The sequence below is a fragment of the Aliiglaciecola aliphaticivorans genome, assembly GCF_054782055.1.
Genome location: NZ_BAAGTF010000014.1, coordinates 1 through 15,466, shown reverse-complemented (window position 1 = coordinate 15,466; position 15,466 = coordinate 1). Strand labels below are relative to the sequence as shown.

Genomic DNA, 15,466 nt, shown 5'->3' with positions numbered 1-15,466 from the left:
CTTTAGGAATTGACGTGAATTTAAAGGGAGCAGAAGATGGCGATTTGGAAACTAACATCGCCGCTCACCTAAGCACGCTCTCGGCTCCAGGCGATTGTAGTTTATCCATAGACGAAAAAATCACCATTGAAAATAAAGTGACCGAAGCTGGCAGAGCCTTTGGTTATTATAACCTGTCAATTGAATCTATAGATTTAAATTCGACAGAGAAGTGCAGCTCACTTGAACTCTCCATCAAATCGGGCCCGCAGGTAAAAATTACCCAAGTCGATGTCATAGTTACCGGTGAAGGTAAAGACGACGAGGTTTTCAAATCAATTATTAATAAGTTTCCAATTAAAAAAGGAGACAAGTTAATTCATAGCAAATATAAAGCGGCTAAATCCAAATTCGACTCGGCAGCTTTGAATCGCGGCTTTTTTGATAGCAAGTTTATCACCAGTGAAATAAAGGTGGATGTGGAAACCAATAGTGCACAAATCCGTATCGAATACCAGACAGGTCCGCGCTATCAGTTTGGTAAATTAAAAATACCAGACGATGAAAGAGCGTCTGAACTCATTACCCAAGTTTTACCCTTTAAAGAAGGTGATCCCTACCTAGCTTCAACCTTAGGCGAATTTAATCAAAGTTTGGGGCAAACTGACTATTTCAAGCAAGTGGTCGCCCGCCCTTTATTAGACGAAGCGGAACAATATAAAGTGCCTATTGAGGTGGTTGCAGTAAGCCGTCCAAGAGACATTTTTGATGTGGGCTTGGGGGGTGCGACAGATACAGGGCCTAGAGTTACTCTAGGCTGGCAACGACCATGGGTGAATAGCCGCGGTCATAGTATGAGCGCCAATATATACGTGTCTGAACCGAAACAAACCGCGACCGTTAAATATAAGATCCCCGTTGAAGATCCGTTGAACAACTATGTATCCGCTCAATTCGGTGTACAGTCCATATATGATAATGATACCAACAGTGACACCATTTCATTGGCACTACAACGACATTGGACAGGTGAAGATAACGAGTGGAATAAAATTGCCTTTGTTCGTCTGGAACAATCGCGCTTCCAACAAGCTGAAACGCCTCAACAAACCACGACTTTATTAATTCCAGGTTTTACTCTTTCACGCCATCGTAGTAGAGGCGGATTAGATGTGAATTGGGGAGACATGCAGCAATTGACCATAGAAACGGCGAGTGATGCTGTTATCTCAGATATTAATTTAGCCAGAGTCACCTTTCAAACCAAGTGGTTAAGAAGTTTTGGTGAACATCGATTTTTACTGCGCGCAGAAGTGGGTGCCCTATCAACCAACGACTTTGAACAAGTACCATCAGATCTACGCTATTTTACCGGTGGCGATCAGAGTGTAAGAGGCTTTGCATATCAATCTTTAGCGCCAAGACAAATCGATGAAGATGGAGAAGAGGGAGAACTCCTGGGGGCAAAATACTTAAATGTTGCCAGTTTGGAATACAGTTACCCGGTTGCCGATGATTGGCGAGCAGCGATTTTCACTGATGTGGGTGGTGCCAGCAATGATCCCTTAGAGGAGTTGGCTTATAGTATAGGTGTTGGCGCAAGTTGGATGTCACCCGTTGGCCCCATACGCGTTTATCTCGCCAGTGGCCATGGCGATTACGGCAATTCAGTACGGTTGCATTTAGCTATGGGGCCTGCTTTATGATGTGGTTAAAACGAACTGGAAAGTGGATAACATTTATACTGTTGTTTTTGATTGTCTTAATGGTTTTTCTATTCACGCCTTGGGGAGCCTCAACCATCATTGCCATTGCTAATGGTACAGTTGATGGTTTGTCCATTAAGCATAAATCCGGTGGTTTATTAGGTACCCTTGAACTGCAAAAAATCGAGTACCAGTCAGCCACAATTAATATTGAAGCGACCAATTTCAAAACCAATATCGATTGGTCTTGCAGTATGTTGCTGCAAGCTTGTTTGAGCGAGTTGTATTTAGACAATGCCACTATTACTCTAGCCCAATCTGAGCCTTCTGACAGTCAAGACCCCGTTGAGAAAATCACCCTGCCTATGGCCGTATTCGCGCCAAACATCCAGCTCAACAATGTATCAATTGAATTAGAAAACGTCGCCGATATATCCTGGCAGTCATTAATTGCCAATTTGAATATGCACGATGTTTTAAATATAGAAACCTTGGAAATTCGTCAGCCTAAGGTTCATTTAGTCAGTAATCAAACACCTGAGCAACCAATTGACAACCAATCAACTCCAATTGATATTGCCAAAATTTCTAACTGGCAGTATCAACCCATTGAGTTACCGCCATTGATGATCCCCATTGATCTGGATGCTAAAAACATAGAGATCAGCTCTGCCCGCCTCCTGCAAAATGATGATTTGCTATTTGAATTCAATAATCTAACTACTGGCGTTACCATCGACGATAGCAATCTTTCGGTGAATAAGTTTGAATTGCAACATCCATTGCTCCATCTACAAATGGAGCTATCTTTAACCGAAGATTATGTTTTAGGATTTTCCGGGGCGGCACAAACAAGCGCCGATAACCCGGAACAATTTAGACTTCAGGCCTCCGCCAATGGAGACTTAAGTGCATTGGAGTTTGAAACTCAGGTGACTGGCGATATTGAAGGAACAGCTAAAGGTTCAGTAACCCTGGGCTCGCCTAAATTACCATTAGATGTCGCAATCAACTGGCAACCTTTTAGCCTTCCACTGGAGCAAGCAATGCATGTCTCTTCAGGCAGCCTTCGTTTGTCTGGTGATTTAGAAAATTATCAATTGGAGCTGGGGACTAGCCTATCGGCGAGTAATATTCCTGACACTCAAGTGCATGTCAAAGCACAGGGTAATAATCAAAAAATACAGCTTAGTAAAGGACAACTTAACACCCTTGGTGGCAGTATTAGTAGCACTGCTGAAATTATCTTAAGGGAACAAGCACGCTGGCAAAGTACCACCCAGGTCAGTCAGATTCAACCCGCTTTATTCTGGCCGGATTTAGAAGGGAATATTAACGCAACCTTACAACACAATGGCGTATATGGCCCCGAAACCCTGCAAGCAAGATTAGAAAAACTGACCGCAGATGGTAATTGGTTAGGTTACCCCCTTAATGCAAACGGCCAGGCTTCTTTCGATAAAAATACAGGCCTTGAGGTGCCACAACTACTCTTGTCCAGTGGAGATAATACCCTCACTATTAAAGGAAAGTTAGATAATCAGAAGACCTTGGAAGCGGCGATTAACCTTGACGGAAAAGCATTAACCCAACTCTATCCTGATCTACTCGGAAACGCGGGGTTAGACGCCACTATTTCAGGCACCTTAACTGAACCGACTATTGATTACGAGTTATCTGCCTCGCAAATTGAATTTCAAACCATGTCATTACAACGCTTAGCATCGACAGGCCAGATAGAATGGAATAAAGACAAACAGTTTACTATCCAAACAGATCTTGAACAGCTCATCGTCAATCAGCAAACAATTAATAGCATTCAATTCGAACTCATTGGGGATGCCGAGCAACATGCGCTCATCACCCAAGTCGATAGCCAAGCCTTTCAAATCGACTCTAAGATTGAAGGACACCTTGAAGAGTCTAAATGGACAGGACGTTGGACAAAAGGAAATTTCTCCAGTCAATGGGGCAAATATTCATTAGAACAACAAAAACCTCAGCTTGTTGTAGATTGGCAAAACCAACATTATCAAATAGACCCTCACTGCTGGAATGATCAGGAAGCTGAACTATGCGTTAATCAAGCAAGGTTTAAAGATCAAATTGCAACCTTCGATGTTCACGGTAATCAACTAGAATTATTGCAAGTAGTGGGGCAATTTGTGCCACAACTACGGGACATATCCACAGATACCCAATTCTATTTCACCGCTAAAGGAAAATGGTTGGCTGACGCTTTACCCGTAGCCAATATTGCAGGACACTTTTCCCCTAGCAGCTTAAGTATAAAGGGCTTAAAAAAACCAGTTCAGATGCAAGCTTTGTCATTTGATATGTCTGTTGATGGTCAACAACTGAAATCTCATTTTAACTTCCAAACTGAAAGCTCCGGCGCCATTGATTTAGACCTAACTATTAATGAACTCGAACAACAACGCAGCTTACAAGGGCAATTAACGTTAACCGAAATTCTGGTTAAACCTTACCAAGAATTAGTTCCCCAATTAACTGAGTTATCAGGCTCAGTGAATGGCAATTTGGCGTTAACAGGGGATTTAAAAACGCCACTTTTAGACGGTAAATTACAACTCAAAAACTTCAACTTTGCTGGTGAATCAATTCCTGGGCGCGTTTCAGATTGGAACCAAGAAATGGAATTTGGTGGCCAAAGTGCCAAATTAAAAGGCGACTTTAAATTTGGCAACGGCAAAGGAAGTAGTTCCGGAACGCTAGACTGGACGGATCAACTTATTGGTGACTTTAACCTCAAAGGGGATACCTTTGAGTTAGAGTATCGGGACATTGTGAGAACTCGTTTCTCGCCAAATCTACAAATAAATATGACACAGAATGCCATTAATGTAAGCGGTAATGCAGATGTTTTATATGCACGAATTAAAGTAAAAGATTTACCAGAAAGTGCGCAATCTCCCTCAGAAGACACAATTATTATCAATCAACCAGTTGAGGAAAAAACCGCGACACGAGACCTCAACATGGTGTTTAGCGTCAACATAGATCCGCAGAAAACGGATGACGTAAAACTCGAAGCCTTTGGTCTAAAAACCGATCTTCGCGGTACATTAGAATTGAAACAAACAAACCAAAAACTAACCGGTAACGGTAGCCTCAGTTTAATCAATGGTACATATAAGGCCTACGGGCAAGACTTAGTGATTCAAAAAGGTAATATTTTATTTTCAGGCCCTATGGACAATCCTCGTATAGACATAAAAGCCATACGTGATGAAACCCAAACTGAGGATAACGTTATTGCAGGTGTTAAAGTAACAGGCGCTGCCGAGCAACCTTCAGTGGAGATATTTTCTGAACCGACAATGGTACAAAGTGAAGCCTTATCTTATTTATTACTAGGTCGAAGCTTAAGTAGTGAAAGTCAGGCGTCTAATGATCAGGCGCTGGCTGCAGCCCTGCTAAGTCAGGGGCTTAAGAGCAGCGAAAACAAAGTAGATCAATTAGGTCGAAAACTCGGTATCGAAGACTTAGCCTTAGGTGCAAATAGCGACGATGACGGTACCCAGATTTCACTATCAGGCAATATAGCACCTGGCGTGCAGTTAAGTTACGGTGTGAATGTGTTCGATTCGTCTACAGAAGTTGCTTTGCGTTATCAGATATTACCTAAACTCTTTTTGAAGGCGACCAGCGGAGTGGAGCAAGCTCTGGATGTGTACTACCAGTTTAGTTTAGGTTCTCAATCTAGTTCCGATGACGACTAAGTATATTGCGATAATCGGACTAGATTTTTTAGGCAGTTGTTAGAGTATTTGAGCTAAGTTCGTTAGCGTTAAATTTATTGATTTGGTAGTCTGAAGTAATTTTGTGCAAATCAATTAGAATACTAAACAATTTATAAAACGATGATTTTAACCAGGATGTGGGAGCGAGCTATTCTGGGGCTTGAATTCCACCAACTTGAAGTAAGGGGGCGGCATCAATATCCTCAGCATTCATCATTAAAGCCATTCGTTCCATAGTTGCAAGCATTTGCGATTGTTCCCATTCCTCCATGGCTTCAAAACGTGCGATAAAATGCTGCTGTAATAAGGTGGGAGAGCCTTTAATTGCCTCTTTTCCTTCCGCTGTGAGATGAATTTCCACTTTACGCTTGTCAATTGCAGAGCGCTCACGGATCACAAACCCTCGACTTTCCAGTCGATCAAGAATACTGGTGACAGTGGCTGAGCTTAAATTAATACTGTTTGCTATATCCTTTACCATCACCCCATCGCTGAAAGAAATATGCTGTAAGACAATAAGTTGCGGAGCCGTTAAGCCTGTTTCTTTACTCAATTTTTTTGAATATAAGTCAATTGCGCGGATAACTTTACGCAGAGAAACTAAAAGGGATTCGTATTTTTTCATAATGCTATTTACCTAATTATTTGCATTGAACTCTACCAAATAAAGCAGATAGCGCAATAAAAAAGCGTTTTAATATAATAATTTACAATTAATTATATCGTCTCGAGTGAATAAATATTCACTTCATATAAATATAAATTCACATACTGATGATTAGGGTAAATAGCTATCCATCAAGATCATTATATTAACATTTCCCATGGCTTGCCCAGATACCCCACCGTTGCTTATTTGAGCAAAAAAAGGGATAATATAGTTCGTACACTAATTAATTCAATACGATTAATTGGTTTGAATAATATTATTAATAGTAACTAAGCAGGAAAAATGAATACGTTTAATTGGAAACGAATCGTAATTAAAGTGGGAAGCGCACTTATTGCTCCTAAAAATCAAGGATGCAGTTCACACTTTCTATTGGGAATCGCACAATTTATTGTTAAATGTCGCGCTAAAGGAATCGAAGTAGTTTTGGTTTCTTCTGGTTCAGTGGCTGCAGGTCGTCACCTTTTTAAAGGTGAAACCGAGAACATTGCAATTAAAAAAGCAATGGCTGCAGCAGGACAAACTGAAATGATGGCGACATGGGACCGTTTGTTCGACTTTCCATCTGCACAAATTTTACTGACCCACGGCGACCTTCGGGATAGAGAGCGCTATGTGAGCATTCGAGAAACTATTTTTTCCTTACTCGAAAATGGCATCATTCCTATCATCAACGAAAACGATACAGTAACTACCGATAACTTGCGTGTAGGTGACAATGATAACCTCGCTGCAATGGTAGCAGGCGCTGCCGATGCTGATTCATTAATTATCTGTTCTGACATCGATGGTTTATATGACAAAAATCCACACACTCATGATGATGCGAAGCTTTTATCTTGGGTTTCTGTGATCGATGAAGATATTTACAACATGGCTGGAGGCGCTACCAGTGCCACGGGCACAGGCGGAATGCGCACCAAAATTGAAGCAGCGGAAAAAGCCGTTTCCCATGGAATAGACACATTCATCGTCAACGGCTTTACCGAAATAACCTTTAATATGCTGTTAGAAGGCAAAAATCCAGGTACTCACTTCCAACCTCATGAAACACCGATGAAAGAACACGAACATTGGATGAAACATACTTCCAAAGAACAAGGTGTTGTAGTGGTTGACAACGATGTTGATATTTCTTCTCTTGACGATGATGAAGCCTTAACCAGTGATGAAATCCTCGAAATTAAAGGTAGCTTTTCAGTTGGTGACACAGTACTTGTGCGCAAAGATGACGGCACTCGTTTAGCAAAAGCACGGTCAAACTACAGTAGCTGTCTGTTGACATTTATTACTGAGCAGACTGATCAAGATTTTGCCAACGAATTTCAGCGTCAGACGGGCCCAATAATATCTGACAAAAATATTGCACTACTGGAGAAACAATGAGTTTAATTAGAGACCTATCTCTACAGGCTGCAAAGGCAGCCAGAACATTAGCGGTATTAGATACCGAAAAGAAAAACCATGTATTACGAGACATGGCTAAAGCCTTGAGAAATGGCGAACAACATATATTGAAAGCGAACCAAGTGGATTTAGATAATGCGAAACAAGCTGAATTATCTGATGCCATGATGGACCGACTCACTTTGAATACTCAACGAATAGAAGATATGGCAGTGGGAATTGAAACCATTGTTGATTTGGCTGACCCTGTGGGTATCCAACGTGAATTAGGACAACGTCCAAACGGATTAGAAATTAGTAAAATGCGCGTCCCTCTTGGGGTTGTTTGCATGATTTACGAAGCTCGTCCAAATGTAACTGCTGACGCTGGGGCATTATGCTTTAAATCGGGCAATGCAGTTATATTGAGAGGTGGTAAAGAAGCCTTAGCCTCAAGTAAGGCAATTTCAGAAATACTGCAAAATGTACTGGTTGAGCATGGTTTACCCCCTGAACTCATTACGGTAGTTCCTAACCCTGATCGGAAATTGATGCAGGAATTGTTAGAGCAACGTGACTTTATTGACGTGGTCATCCCTCGTGGTGGTGAAGGTCTGATCAATTACGTAACTGAAAACAGTAAAATCCCGGTTATTCAGCATTTCAAAGGCGTTTGTCATTTGTACTTTGACGCTGACGCAGACTTTGAAACTGCAATTCAGTTATTGATAAACGGTAAAACTCAACGTACTGGCGTATGTAACGCAATAGAAGGTTTGATCATTCACCAAGACATTGCAGAGCAAATCCTGCCCATCGTAAGTGATGTTCTGCTGCGTCACTCGGTGACCATTAATGCCTGCGAGCGCTCTGCAAAGTATATCGATCGCTGCAATGTCATTGCAGATGAAGACTTTGGTGAGGAATACTTAGATCTGGAAATTGCGATAAAAACAGTAGATAGCATGGATGATGCTATGGATCACATTGCTAGATTCGGCAGCAACCATACTGAAGTTATTTGTACCCAAAACGAAGTTTCAGCAAAACGCTTCCAGCGCAGTGTTGATGCCTCTGTCGTCATGGTTAACGCATCTTCACGTTTCTCCGATGGCAGTCAATTAGGCTTAGGTGCTGAGATTGGCATCGCAACAACTAAATTGCATGCTTATGGTCCCATGGGGTTAGAGTCATTAACTACAGAAAAATACTTAGTTAATGGCAGTGGCCAAGTACGGGCTTAACAAAGTCTGGGTTAGTATCCCGCCTATATACCAACACTTAAACATAAATGCGAAAGCTGCAGTCAGCTTTCGCATTTTTTTGGATGGCTATTTGTGTCCTTCCCCCTCCGGAGAAATGAGATTACAGGCTTTCGTGACTAAAATAAGTTAGCACACACCAACCTGACAAACAGCTCGCTGCAGTAACAAAAGTCCCCCAAGCCCAATCTTTTAGTGTTATTCCTAGGGGCCAGCCCTCTAATATTGCGTAATTAGTGAGATTATAAGCACCGTAAGCCGCCATCCCTAAAATAGCGCCGTCTAAACAGGCCTGCCACCATTGTGCATCTTGGTTTTTTAGCACCACTAAATAGACAGCCGCAGCGCAATACAATAAATAAAAGGTTACCCAAGGTGCAACTGGATAAGACTCTCGCAACATCCCTTGCATCGCTTCCAGATAACTATTCTTAGCGATTAACCCCAACCAAATACCATCCAATATCAGATAACATACTGCAACCCCCAAATACGCAACTAGAAATGACTTCATATTTAACTCCCTGTGTTTGCTGATTATGTACTTTAAGTATTTATACCCTTGAAGTCTGAAAAAGATACATTTGTGCTGTAATTATTTCCGTAACATGGGGGGCAGCAACAACTCCAGATTAATTCACAAAGTAAAATTACCTATACAATTCAGATCCTTACCTCATTCTTGGCGATGTGGCATTAAGTTCGCAACATGACGTTTAGTTGAGTCCAATTTAATCAAATTACATGTTAGTAAGGAGAAAACGATGGAAATTTTTGAAGCTATCCGTAAAGACCACGAGAAGCAAAGACTATTAATGAAAATACTAGTGGAAACCTCTGGCGATTCGGAGAGTCGTCGCGATTTTTATGAGGAGCTTAAGCAAGCATTAGTAGATCATGCTATCGCAGAGGAACGCTATTTTTACTCTCCGTTGATGAAGTCTGACCAAACGATTGAACAATCCAGACACGCCATAGCGGAACACCATGAGATTGATGAGCTACTTGAAAAATTAGATGACACTGACATGTCATCTCCTGGATGGTTAGCAACCATGAAAAAGCTGAAACATTTAGTTGAACATCATTTGCAAGAAGAAGAGCAGGAGTTCTTCCAACAAGCGGGAAAAGTATTGTCAGCGTCTCAGAAAGACAACCTTGCTGACAAGTACCAAAGTGAAATGAAGGCTCCTCACTAAATATTGATTCCTCTCCCCTTACAAAGGGTTCTGTTGCTCTGACTAAACCTAGAGCAAACCGCCGTCCTCATCACTACTGGGGCCGGTGGTTTTTTTTGGTGTATTCTTTGACTTTGGTTATTAGTAGAAGCTGATTAAGTGCAAATGAAGATAATCGAAACTGAGATAACAAACCTAGACTTTACTGACAATAAAGAGTGAAAACCGACTTATTGTTTACCAACACAGCCCCCCTCTGGCTAAAATAACCTAAGTTCGAAGAAAAACAGGATTAATTAAGAAAAAATTACCTTTTGTGCTTTTAAAAAGGAATGAATAATGGAAAGATCGCTGCACTTACTTCATCAGAGCAACAACTTCATGGCATTTTTAAAACAAAGGATAGTGAATTTTGTCTGTCTAATTAGCCTATTTAGCTGTCAATTTACTATGGCCCAAGCCATTAGTGATGCGGAATTAGAAGCAAAACCAGAGGAGAACGAGAAAACCTTAACGGATAAACGCGATGCCTCTGATGAATTGGCATTAAAAATTCCCTTCGCCATAACCCAGTATAAAACCAATTATATTTTGCCGGTATCTTACATAAAAGATCCAAACACCATAGGTGTCACAGAACTGGATTCAGAAAACGTTGATAACCTAGAAGCTAAATACCAAATTAGTGTAAAACTGCCTATCCACATAAATGACGACGCCTTATCCGGCGTATACGCAGGCTTTAGCGTCACTTCATTTTGGCAAGTATATAACGATGAAGCTTCGAAGCCCTTTAGAGAAACGAACTACGAACCAGAGATTTTCTATTTTTGGAAAACTCAGTATCGTTTTCTGGGAATTAAATTCGATCAAATTCACTTAGGCCTGAATCATAACTCCAATGGCCAAAGTGGTCTAAAATCAAGAAGCTGGAACCGCTTGTACGCTTCAGCTTTGTTTAGCGATGTAGATTCGATTTACTATTTAAAAGCTTGGTATCGCATCCCTGAAGATGAAAAGGAAACGGTAAATAGTCCCGATGGTGATGATAATCCTGACATTACCGATTATTTAGGTCATTTTGAGATTGGCTATGGCAAAAAAGTGGGGAATTTCAATTTTCTCACTTTCGTGAGAAACAATTTGAAGTCAGATAATAAAGGCAGTATTGAACTCAATATTACCTACCCCCTGAATGATAGGTACGACGTCGTTTTTCAGTATTTCAATGGTTATGGCGACTCGTTGATTGACTACAATCGTCATCAACAACGTTACGGAATAGGTATTCAGCTCAAGTATTTGTAAGGCTTAATTCTGCTGGTTATACGAATGCAGACAGAGCAATGTAAAAACTACTAAATCACCTGTAGTTATTGCGATCAAAATTGCTCGCATAAAGGTTTTATTTTATTTTTATATGCAAATCAAGACGTTAAAAAACAATAAGGTTGGCACGTAGTTCGCTTTACTTTGTCGAGTAGATTCAGTTTTCGAAATAGGTGAAGTATGTTTATTATAAAATACTATGGGCTGGGTGGATTATTTTCTTTAGCACTGGCGTTGCTGGTAGAGAGTTTTCTGCTCAAAGTGTTATTTATCTGGATTGGCTTTTCTCTTGTCATTGTTACCTTTGCCTACGCCCTTCAGTCACCATCAATTTTCCGTAAAAAAATTGATGGTTCTATCCCTTTTTACGTAAAGTGGTTATTTATTCCCTTCTTTTTTGGTGTGCAGTTATACAATGCCTGGGCACGCAAGAACGATAGCGTACCGCCCATTCAAAAAATTCGAGAAAACCTATTTCTAGCTTGTCGACTGTTTCCTTCAGACATGCCAGAGCTTAATCATTTGAACGTTAAAGCCGTTTTGGATGTAACTGCGGAATTTGACGGCCTTGATGTATCGGCACAAGGTGAAAATATGGATTATTTAAATGTCCCAGTGTTAGATCACCAGAGCCCTTCTAAAGAGGATCTTTTACAAGCCATTAATTGGTTAGATAACCATATAAAGGATGGCAAAGCCGCGGTAGTGCATTGTGCCCTGGGTAGAGGACGTTCAGTGTTAGTGATGGCGGCCTACTTATTACGCAAAAGTCCAGAATTGACGGTTGAAGAGGCTATCCAAGAAATTAACCAAACACGCTCTACCGCTCGATTGAATAAACATCAACTTAAAAAGTTGAAAGATTTGCACAAACAAGGGGTGTTGACTCAGAAAAACCGCCTAGCCATAGTTGCAAACCCTGTAGCTGGCGGAGGTAAATGGCAGGATAGCAAAGAAGAAATCATTCAACGCTTATCACCCCACTATGACCTTGAAATATACCAAACAACACCAGAACTTGATGGCAAAGAAATGGCCCAGAAAGCCATTCAACAAGGCGCTAAATATATAGTTGCTTGTGGTGGAGATGGCACTTTAACGGAAGTCGCTTCGCAAATCGTCAATACGGACTTAACCTTGGGTATTATGCCCATGGGTACAGCCAATGCCCTTGGCCATGCCTTGTATGGCCCTGCGTCTAAGGTGTCCCCGGTAACCGTTGCTTGTAACGCTATTGTAGAGGGTAACGAAAAATTAATTGATACAGCCATATGCAATGATGAACTTGTTCTCCTTGTTGTCGGAATTGGCTTTGAACAAAAAATGATTGAAAAAGCGGATCGCGATGAAAAGAATAACAGTGGTCAGTTAGCCTATATCGGAGCCTTGTACGACGCAATAGAAGTTAATAATAGCGCGAATTTAACGATTCAAATTGACGATAACGAACCCCAAACCATTCGGACAGGCAGTCTAGTGATCGCTAATGCCGCTCCCGCTACCACAGTGCTAGCACAAGGAGGCGGACTACCAGATTTTACTGATGGCTTATTAGATATAACTTGGCTTACCAGAACATCAACAGCAAGTGAAAATTACCTCAAACTTGCCCAGTTAGCATTGCGCACTTTATTTGAAAGTGATGACGATGACACCATTCAACACGTCACAGCCAAACGCATAACAGTAAAAGCAGAAGGCAAGTTAAAGTACGTTGTGGATGGAGAAAATCGAGAAGCAGATAGTATTCAGGTAATGCAAAAACCACAGTCCCTAAAAGTTTTCACCCAATTAGATCATTAGCTTTAGCAGAAAAGTAGCACCTCAAAATAGCAAATTTCCACTCAAACAATCATCTTCGAATGTTTGAGTGGAGTTGTTAAACCTACAAGTTGGTCTAACATTATTATGTAATATTTACTCACCACAAATGCACTTCACGTTCGAAAAGTTAAAAAATCATTATTATTCAATATGTTAACCAATGGCATGAATACTGAATAAGGTAATACTGGTAAGGTTGGTAAGACCGGTAAGATTGATAAGCTTTAAAAATAGATATTTAAGGTGAGAAATCCCAAGCACCTAATAACCTATATAAGCGCTTTAAGGAGTTGGAAATGTCAGAGACTAACAATGGCAACGGGGAACAACGAGAAGCAAATCGAGCACTTCTCAAAGCGGTCATCCAAATGTGTCGGTTAGGAGGCGATTTTTATAACCTCATAGGGCAAAGTATCAAGCATTATGCCGTCAAACAAGTGTGCTTTGATATGGCAAAGAGTTATTTCAATCAGATCCCTGCGCTGGTTGAAATTGGTAAAGAGCACTACAACTTACCTGAGCAGGAAACTATGACCTCCACTTCCATAGAAGATTATTATCAAAATATATTAAGTAAACAGATCACTCTAAGCCCACCAGACCTTGTACATCATTTAATTGAAGTTGAAGAGCAACACCTGGGCCAATTAAATGATGCGGTTAATGCCACCAGCGAACTTGAAGTCAAAGCTGCAATTGCCAACTTAGTCGCTCAAATTGTTGTCACTTATCAAAAATTGACAGAACTCACTTCGACGATCTCAGATAAAGAAGCGTAGTAAAGATGCAGGTATTCAACATGGAACTCATTGAAATAGACAAATTTTGGAACTTAATTCACGACAAATTAGAAGGCTGGTTGGAATCGGGCGTCAAACATTTACCTAATTTTGTTGTCGCCATTCTCCTTGCCATCTTGTTCGGTATTATCGCTAAATTTGTGGGCAGAGGCGTTCGGAATGTATTACGAAGAACCCTAGAATCAAAGCAAATTGCTGACTTGTTGGCGTCAATTATAAAAGCTTTAGTGCTTGTAGCAGGGTTATTTATAGCCTTAGATTTCCTTGGATTGACTGGCACGGTAACCTCTTTACTAGCGGGTGCGGGAATTGTCGGCTTGGCCCTAGGTTTTGCTTTCCAAGATATGGCTGAAAATCTCATAGCAGGGATTGCCATGGGTATCCGAAAACCTTTTCAGATTGGTGATGTAATAGAGGCAGACAAAGTGTTTGGCACGGTACAGACTATCAACCTGCGAAATACCTTAGTAGAAACCTTCTTTGGCCAGATTGAAGTAATACCGAACAAAATCCTATTTAGAAATATTCTAACCAACTATTCATCCACCGGTCGGCGGCGGATTGAGGTGCCTGTCGGAATCTCTTATGGGGACGATCCTGAACAAGCCGCTGAAAAGCTAGTAGAGGTGATTAATCAATGTGATTTCGTGATCAATAAGGAAGACACTGCTGTTTTTGCTGAAGGTTTTGGCGCCAGCAGTGTGGATTTATTGGTATGGTTCTGGATTAAATATCCTGGCCAGAAAGGGTTTATGCAGGCAAGGCACGAAGCCGTAGTAAAAATTAAAAAAGCGTTAGAAGACGCAGATATTTTGATCCCTTTCCCAATCAGAACACTCGATTTTGGTGCCAAAGGCGGTGAAAAATTAAATACCATGTTAAGCAGTGAACGTAGTAACAAGCTAAGTCATAACGCTAATAGCGACGCAGAGGCGAATTCTCAATCCACAAGCAATTCTAATCTAGAACCGGACTAATGTTTGATTCATTACCCGTTCCAATGGAGTAGGGATAATTAGGAAATATTACTATAGCCTAAAGACTTCCAGCTAATGAGAATTAGCTGGATTCGCCTTTCTCTCCAAACTTCGTGAAAAATGTTCCACCAACAGTTTTAATACATACAGCATAAAACCCTAAATACCCGGATGTTCATCCTTGAGGCGATTCACATAGGAAATAAACACTCTATCTCCTTGAATCAAGCCCGTAACGTCGTTAACCAAACCAAGATTCCTATTGGATAGTCTTTGATTTAGACTAATATTCAATATCGATTTATCAATTTTAAACGGATAATAGACAGATATTTGTACTTCACCTTTAAGATTCTCTATGCTGTTAACACTTCATAGGCAGTGAGCAATAGATGAAGGGAATTGAGAATACTAACTCATGAATAGGATTGACTTCCCCATGACGGTTAAAATGAAAGAACGCTCACTAAGGCCTGTTGATCTTTGCTGTACATATTTCACTCAGCAATACATCGGCAACCACATCATCGAAAATGCCAGTGAAACCATACTGGCATAATTCCTTGCTAACTTTTCATACCTCGTTGATAT

11 protein-coding genes and 1 pseudogene are annotated in these 15,466 nt (G+C 40.8%); 9 read left to right on the top strand and 3 right to left on the bottom strand.

Annotated elements, in window-relative coordinates; all coding sequences use genetic code 11:
- Nucleotides 1–14 precede the first annotated feature (14 nt).
- Together ACYVIL_RS07655 and tamB are read left to right on the top strand one after the other, a co-directional pair.
- The gene (locus tag ACYVIL_RS07655; RefSeq protein WP_460312088.1) at nt 15–1,685 is read left to right on the top strand and encodes an autotransporter assembly complex protein TamA; all 1,671 of its coding nucleotides are present in this window, start codon (nt 15–17) and stop codon (nt 1,683–1,685) included.
- Nucleotides 1,682–5,428, top strand: a complete 3,747-nt coding sequence (tamB, locus tag ACYVIL_RS07650) for an autotransporter assembly complex protein TamB (protein ID WP_460312087.1) — start codon at nt 1,682–1,684, stop codon at nt 5,426–5,428. The genes ACYVIL_RS07655 and tamB overlap by 4 nt, the downstream gene beginning before the upstream one ends.
- Before the next feature lie 169 nt (nt 5,429–5,597).
- On the opposite strand, the gene ACYVIL_RS07645 is transcribed toward tamB, so the two are convergent.
- On the bottom strand, nt 5,598–6,074 hold the full coding sequence (locus ACYVIL_RS07645; protein ID WP_303471493.1) for a MarR family winged helix-turn-helix transcriptional regulator: 477 nt from the start codon (nt 6,072–6,074) through the stop codon (nt 5,598–5,600).
- Nucleotides 6,075–6,401: 327 nt separating this feature from the next.
- Here ACYVIL_RS07645 and proB point away from each other — a divergent pair, with 327 nt between their 5' ends.
- Together proB and ACYVIL_RS07635 are read left to right on the top strand one after the other, a co-directional pair.
- Nucleotides 6,402–7,505 (top strand): glutamate 5-kinase, encoded by a 1,104-nt coding sequence (gene proB, locus ACYVIL_RS07640; RefSeq protein WP_303471496.1) that lies wholly within the window; start codon nt 6,402–6,404, stop codon nt 7,503–7,505.
- On the top strand, nt 7,502–8,749 hold the full coding sequence (locus tag ACYVIL_RS07635; protein WP_303471498.1) for a glutamate-5-semialdehyde dehydrogenase: 1,248 nt from the start codon (nt 7,502–7,504) through the stop codon (nt 8,747–8,749). The genes proB and ACYVIL_RS07635 overlap by 4 nt, the downstream gene beginning before the upstream one ends.
- A gap of 121 nt (nt 8,750–8,870) precedes the next feature.
- Here ACYVIL_RS07635 and ACYVIL_RS07630 read toward each other — a convergent pair whose 3' ends face one another.
- Entirely contained in the window at nt 8,871–9,281 is a 411-nt protein-coding gene (locus ACYVIL_RS07630; RefSeq protein WP_303471500.1) for a DUF2177 family protein, read from the bottom strand.
- Nucleotides 9,282–9,531: 250 nt separating this feature from the next.
- Between ACYVIL_RS07630 and ACYVIL_RS07625 the strand changes: the two genes are divergently transcribed.
- From ACYVIL_RS07625 to ACYVIL_RS07605, 5 genes are all read left to right on the top strand, one after another.
- Entirely contained in the window at nt 9,532–9,966 is a 435-nt protein-coding gene (locus ACYVIL_RS07625; RefSeq protein ID WP_303471502.1) for a hemerythrin domain-containing protein, read from the top strand.
- A gap of 318 nt (nt 9,967–10,284) precedes the next feature.
- Nucleotides 10,285–11,253, top strand: coding sequence for a phospholipase A (locus ACYVIL_RS07620; protein ID WP_460312086.1), 969 nt, complete (start codon nt 10,285–10,287; stop codon nt 11,251–11,253).
- A 201-nt stretch (nt 11,254–11,454) separates the two neighbouring features.
- Entirely contained in the window at nt 11,455–13,077 is a 1,623-nt protein-coding gene (locus tag ACYVIL_RS07615; RefSeq protein ID WP_460312085.1) for a diacylglycerol kinase family protein, read from the top strand.
- 317 nt (nt 13,078–13,394) lie between these two features.
- On the top strand, nt 13,395–13,877 hold the full coding sequence (locus tag ACYVIL_RS07610; RefSeq protein ID WP_460312084.1) for a hypothetical protein: 483 nt from the start codon (nt 13,395–13,397) through the stop codon (nt 13,875–13,877).
- Between the two features lie 20 nt (nt 13,878–13,897).
- Nucleotides 13,898–14,875, top strand: coding sequence for a mechanosensitive ion channel family protein (locus ACYVIL_RS07605; protein ID WP_460312083.1), 978 nt, complete (start codon nt 13,898–13,900; stop codon nt 14,873–14,875).
- 501 nt (nt 14,876–15,376) lie between these two features.
- On the opposite strand, the pseudogene ACYVIL_RS07600 reads toward ACYVIL_RS07605, so the two are convergent.
- Nucleotides 15,377–15,466 (bottom strand): annotated as a pseudogene (locus tag ACYVIL_RS07600) (IS5/IS1182 family transposase); the annotation flags it as partial.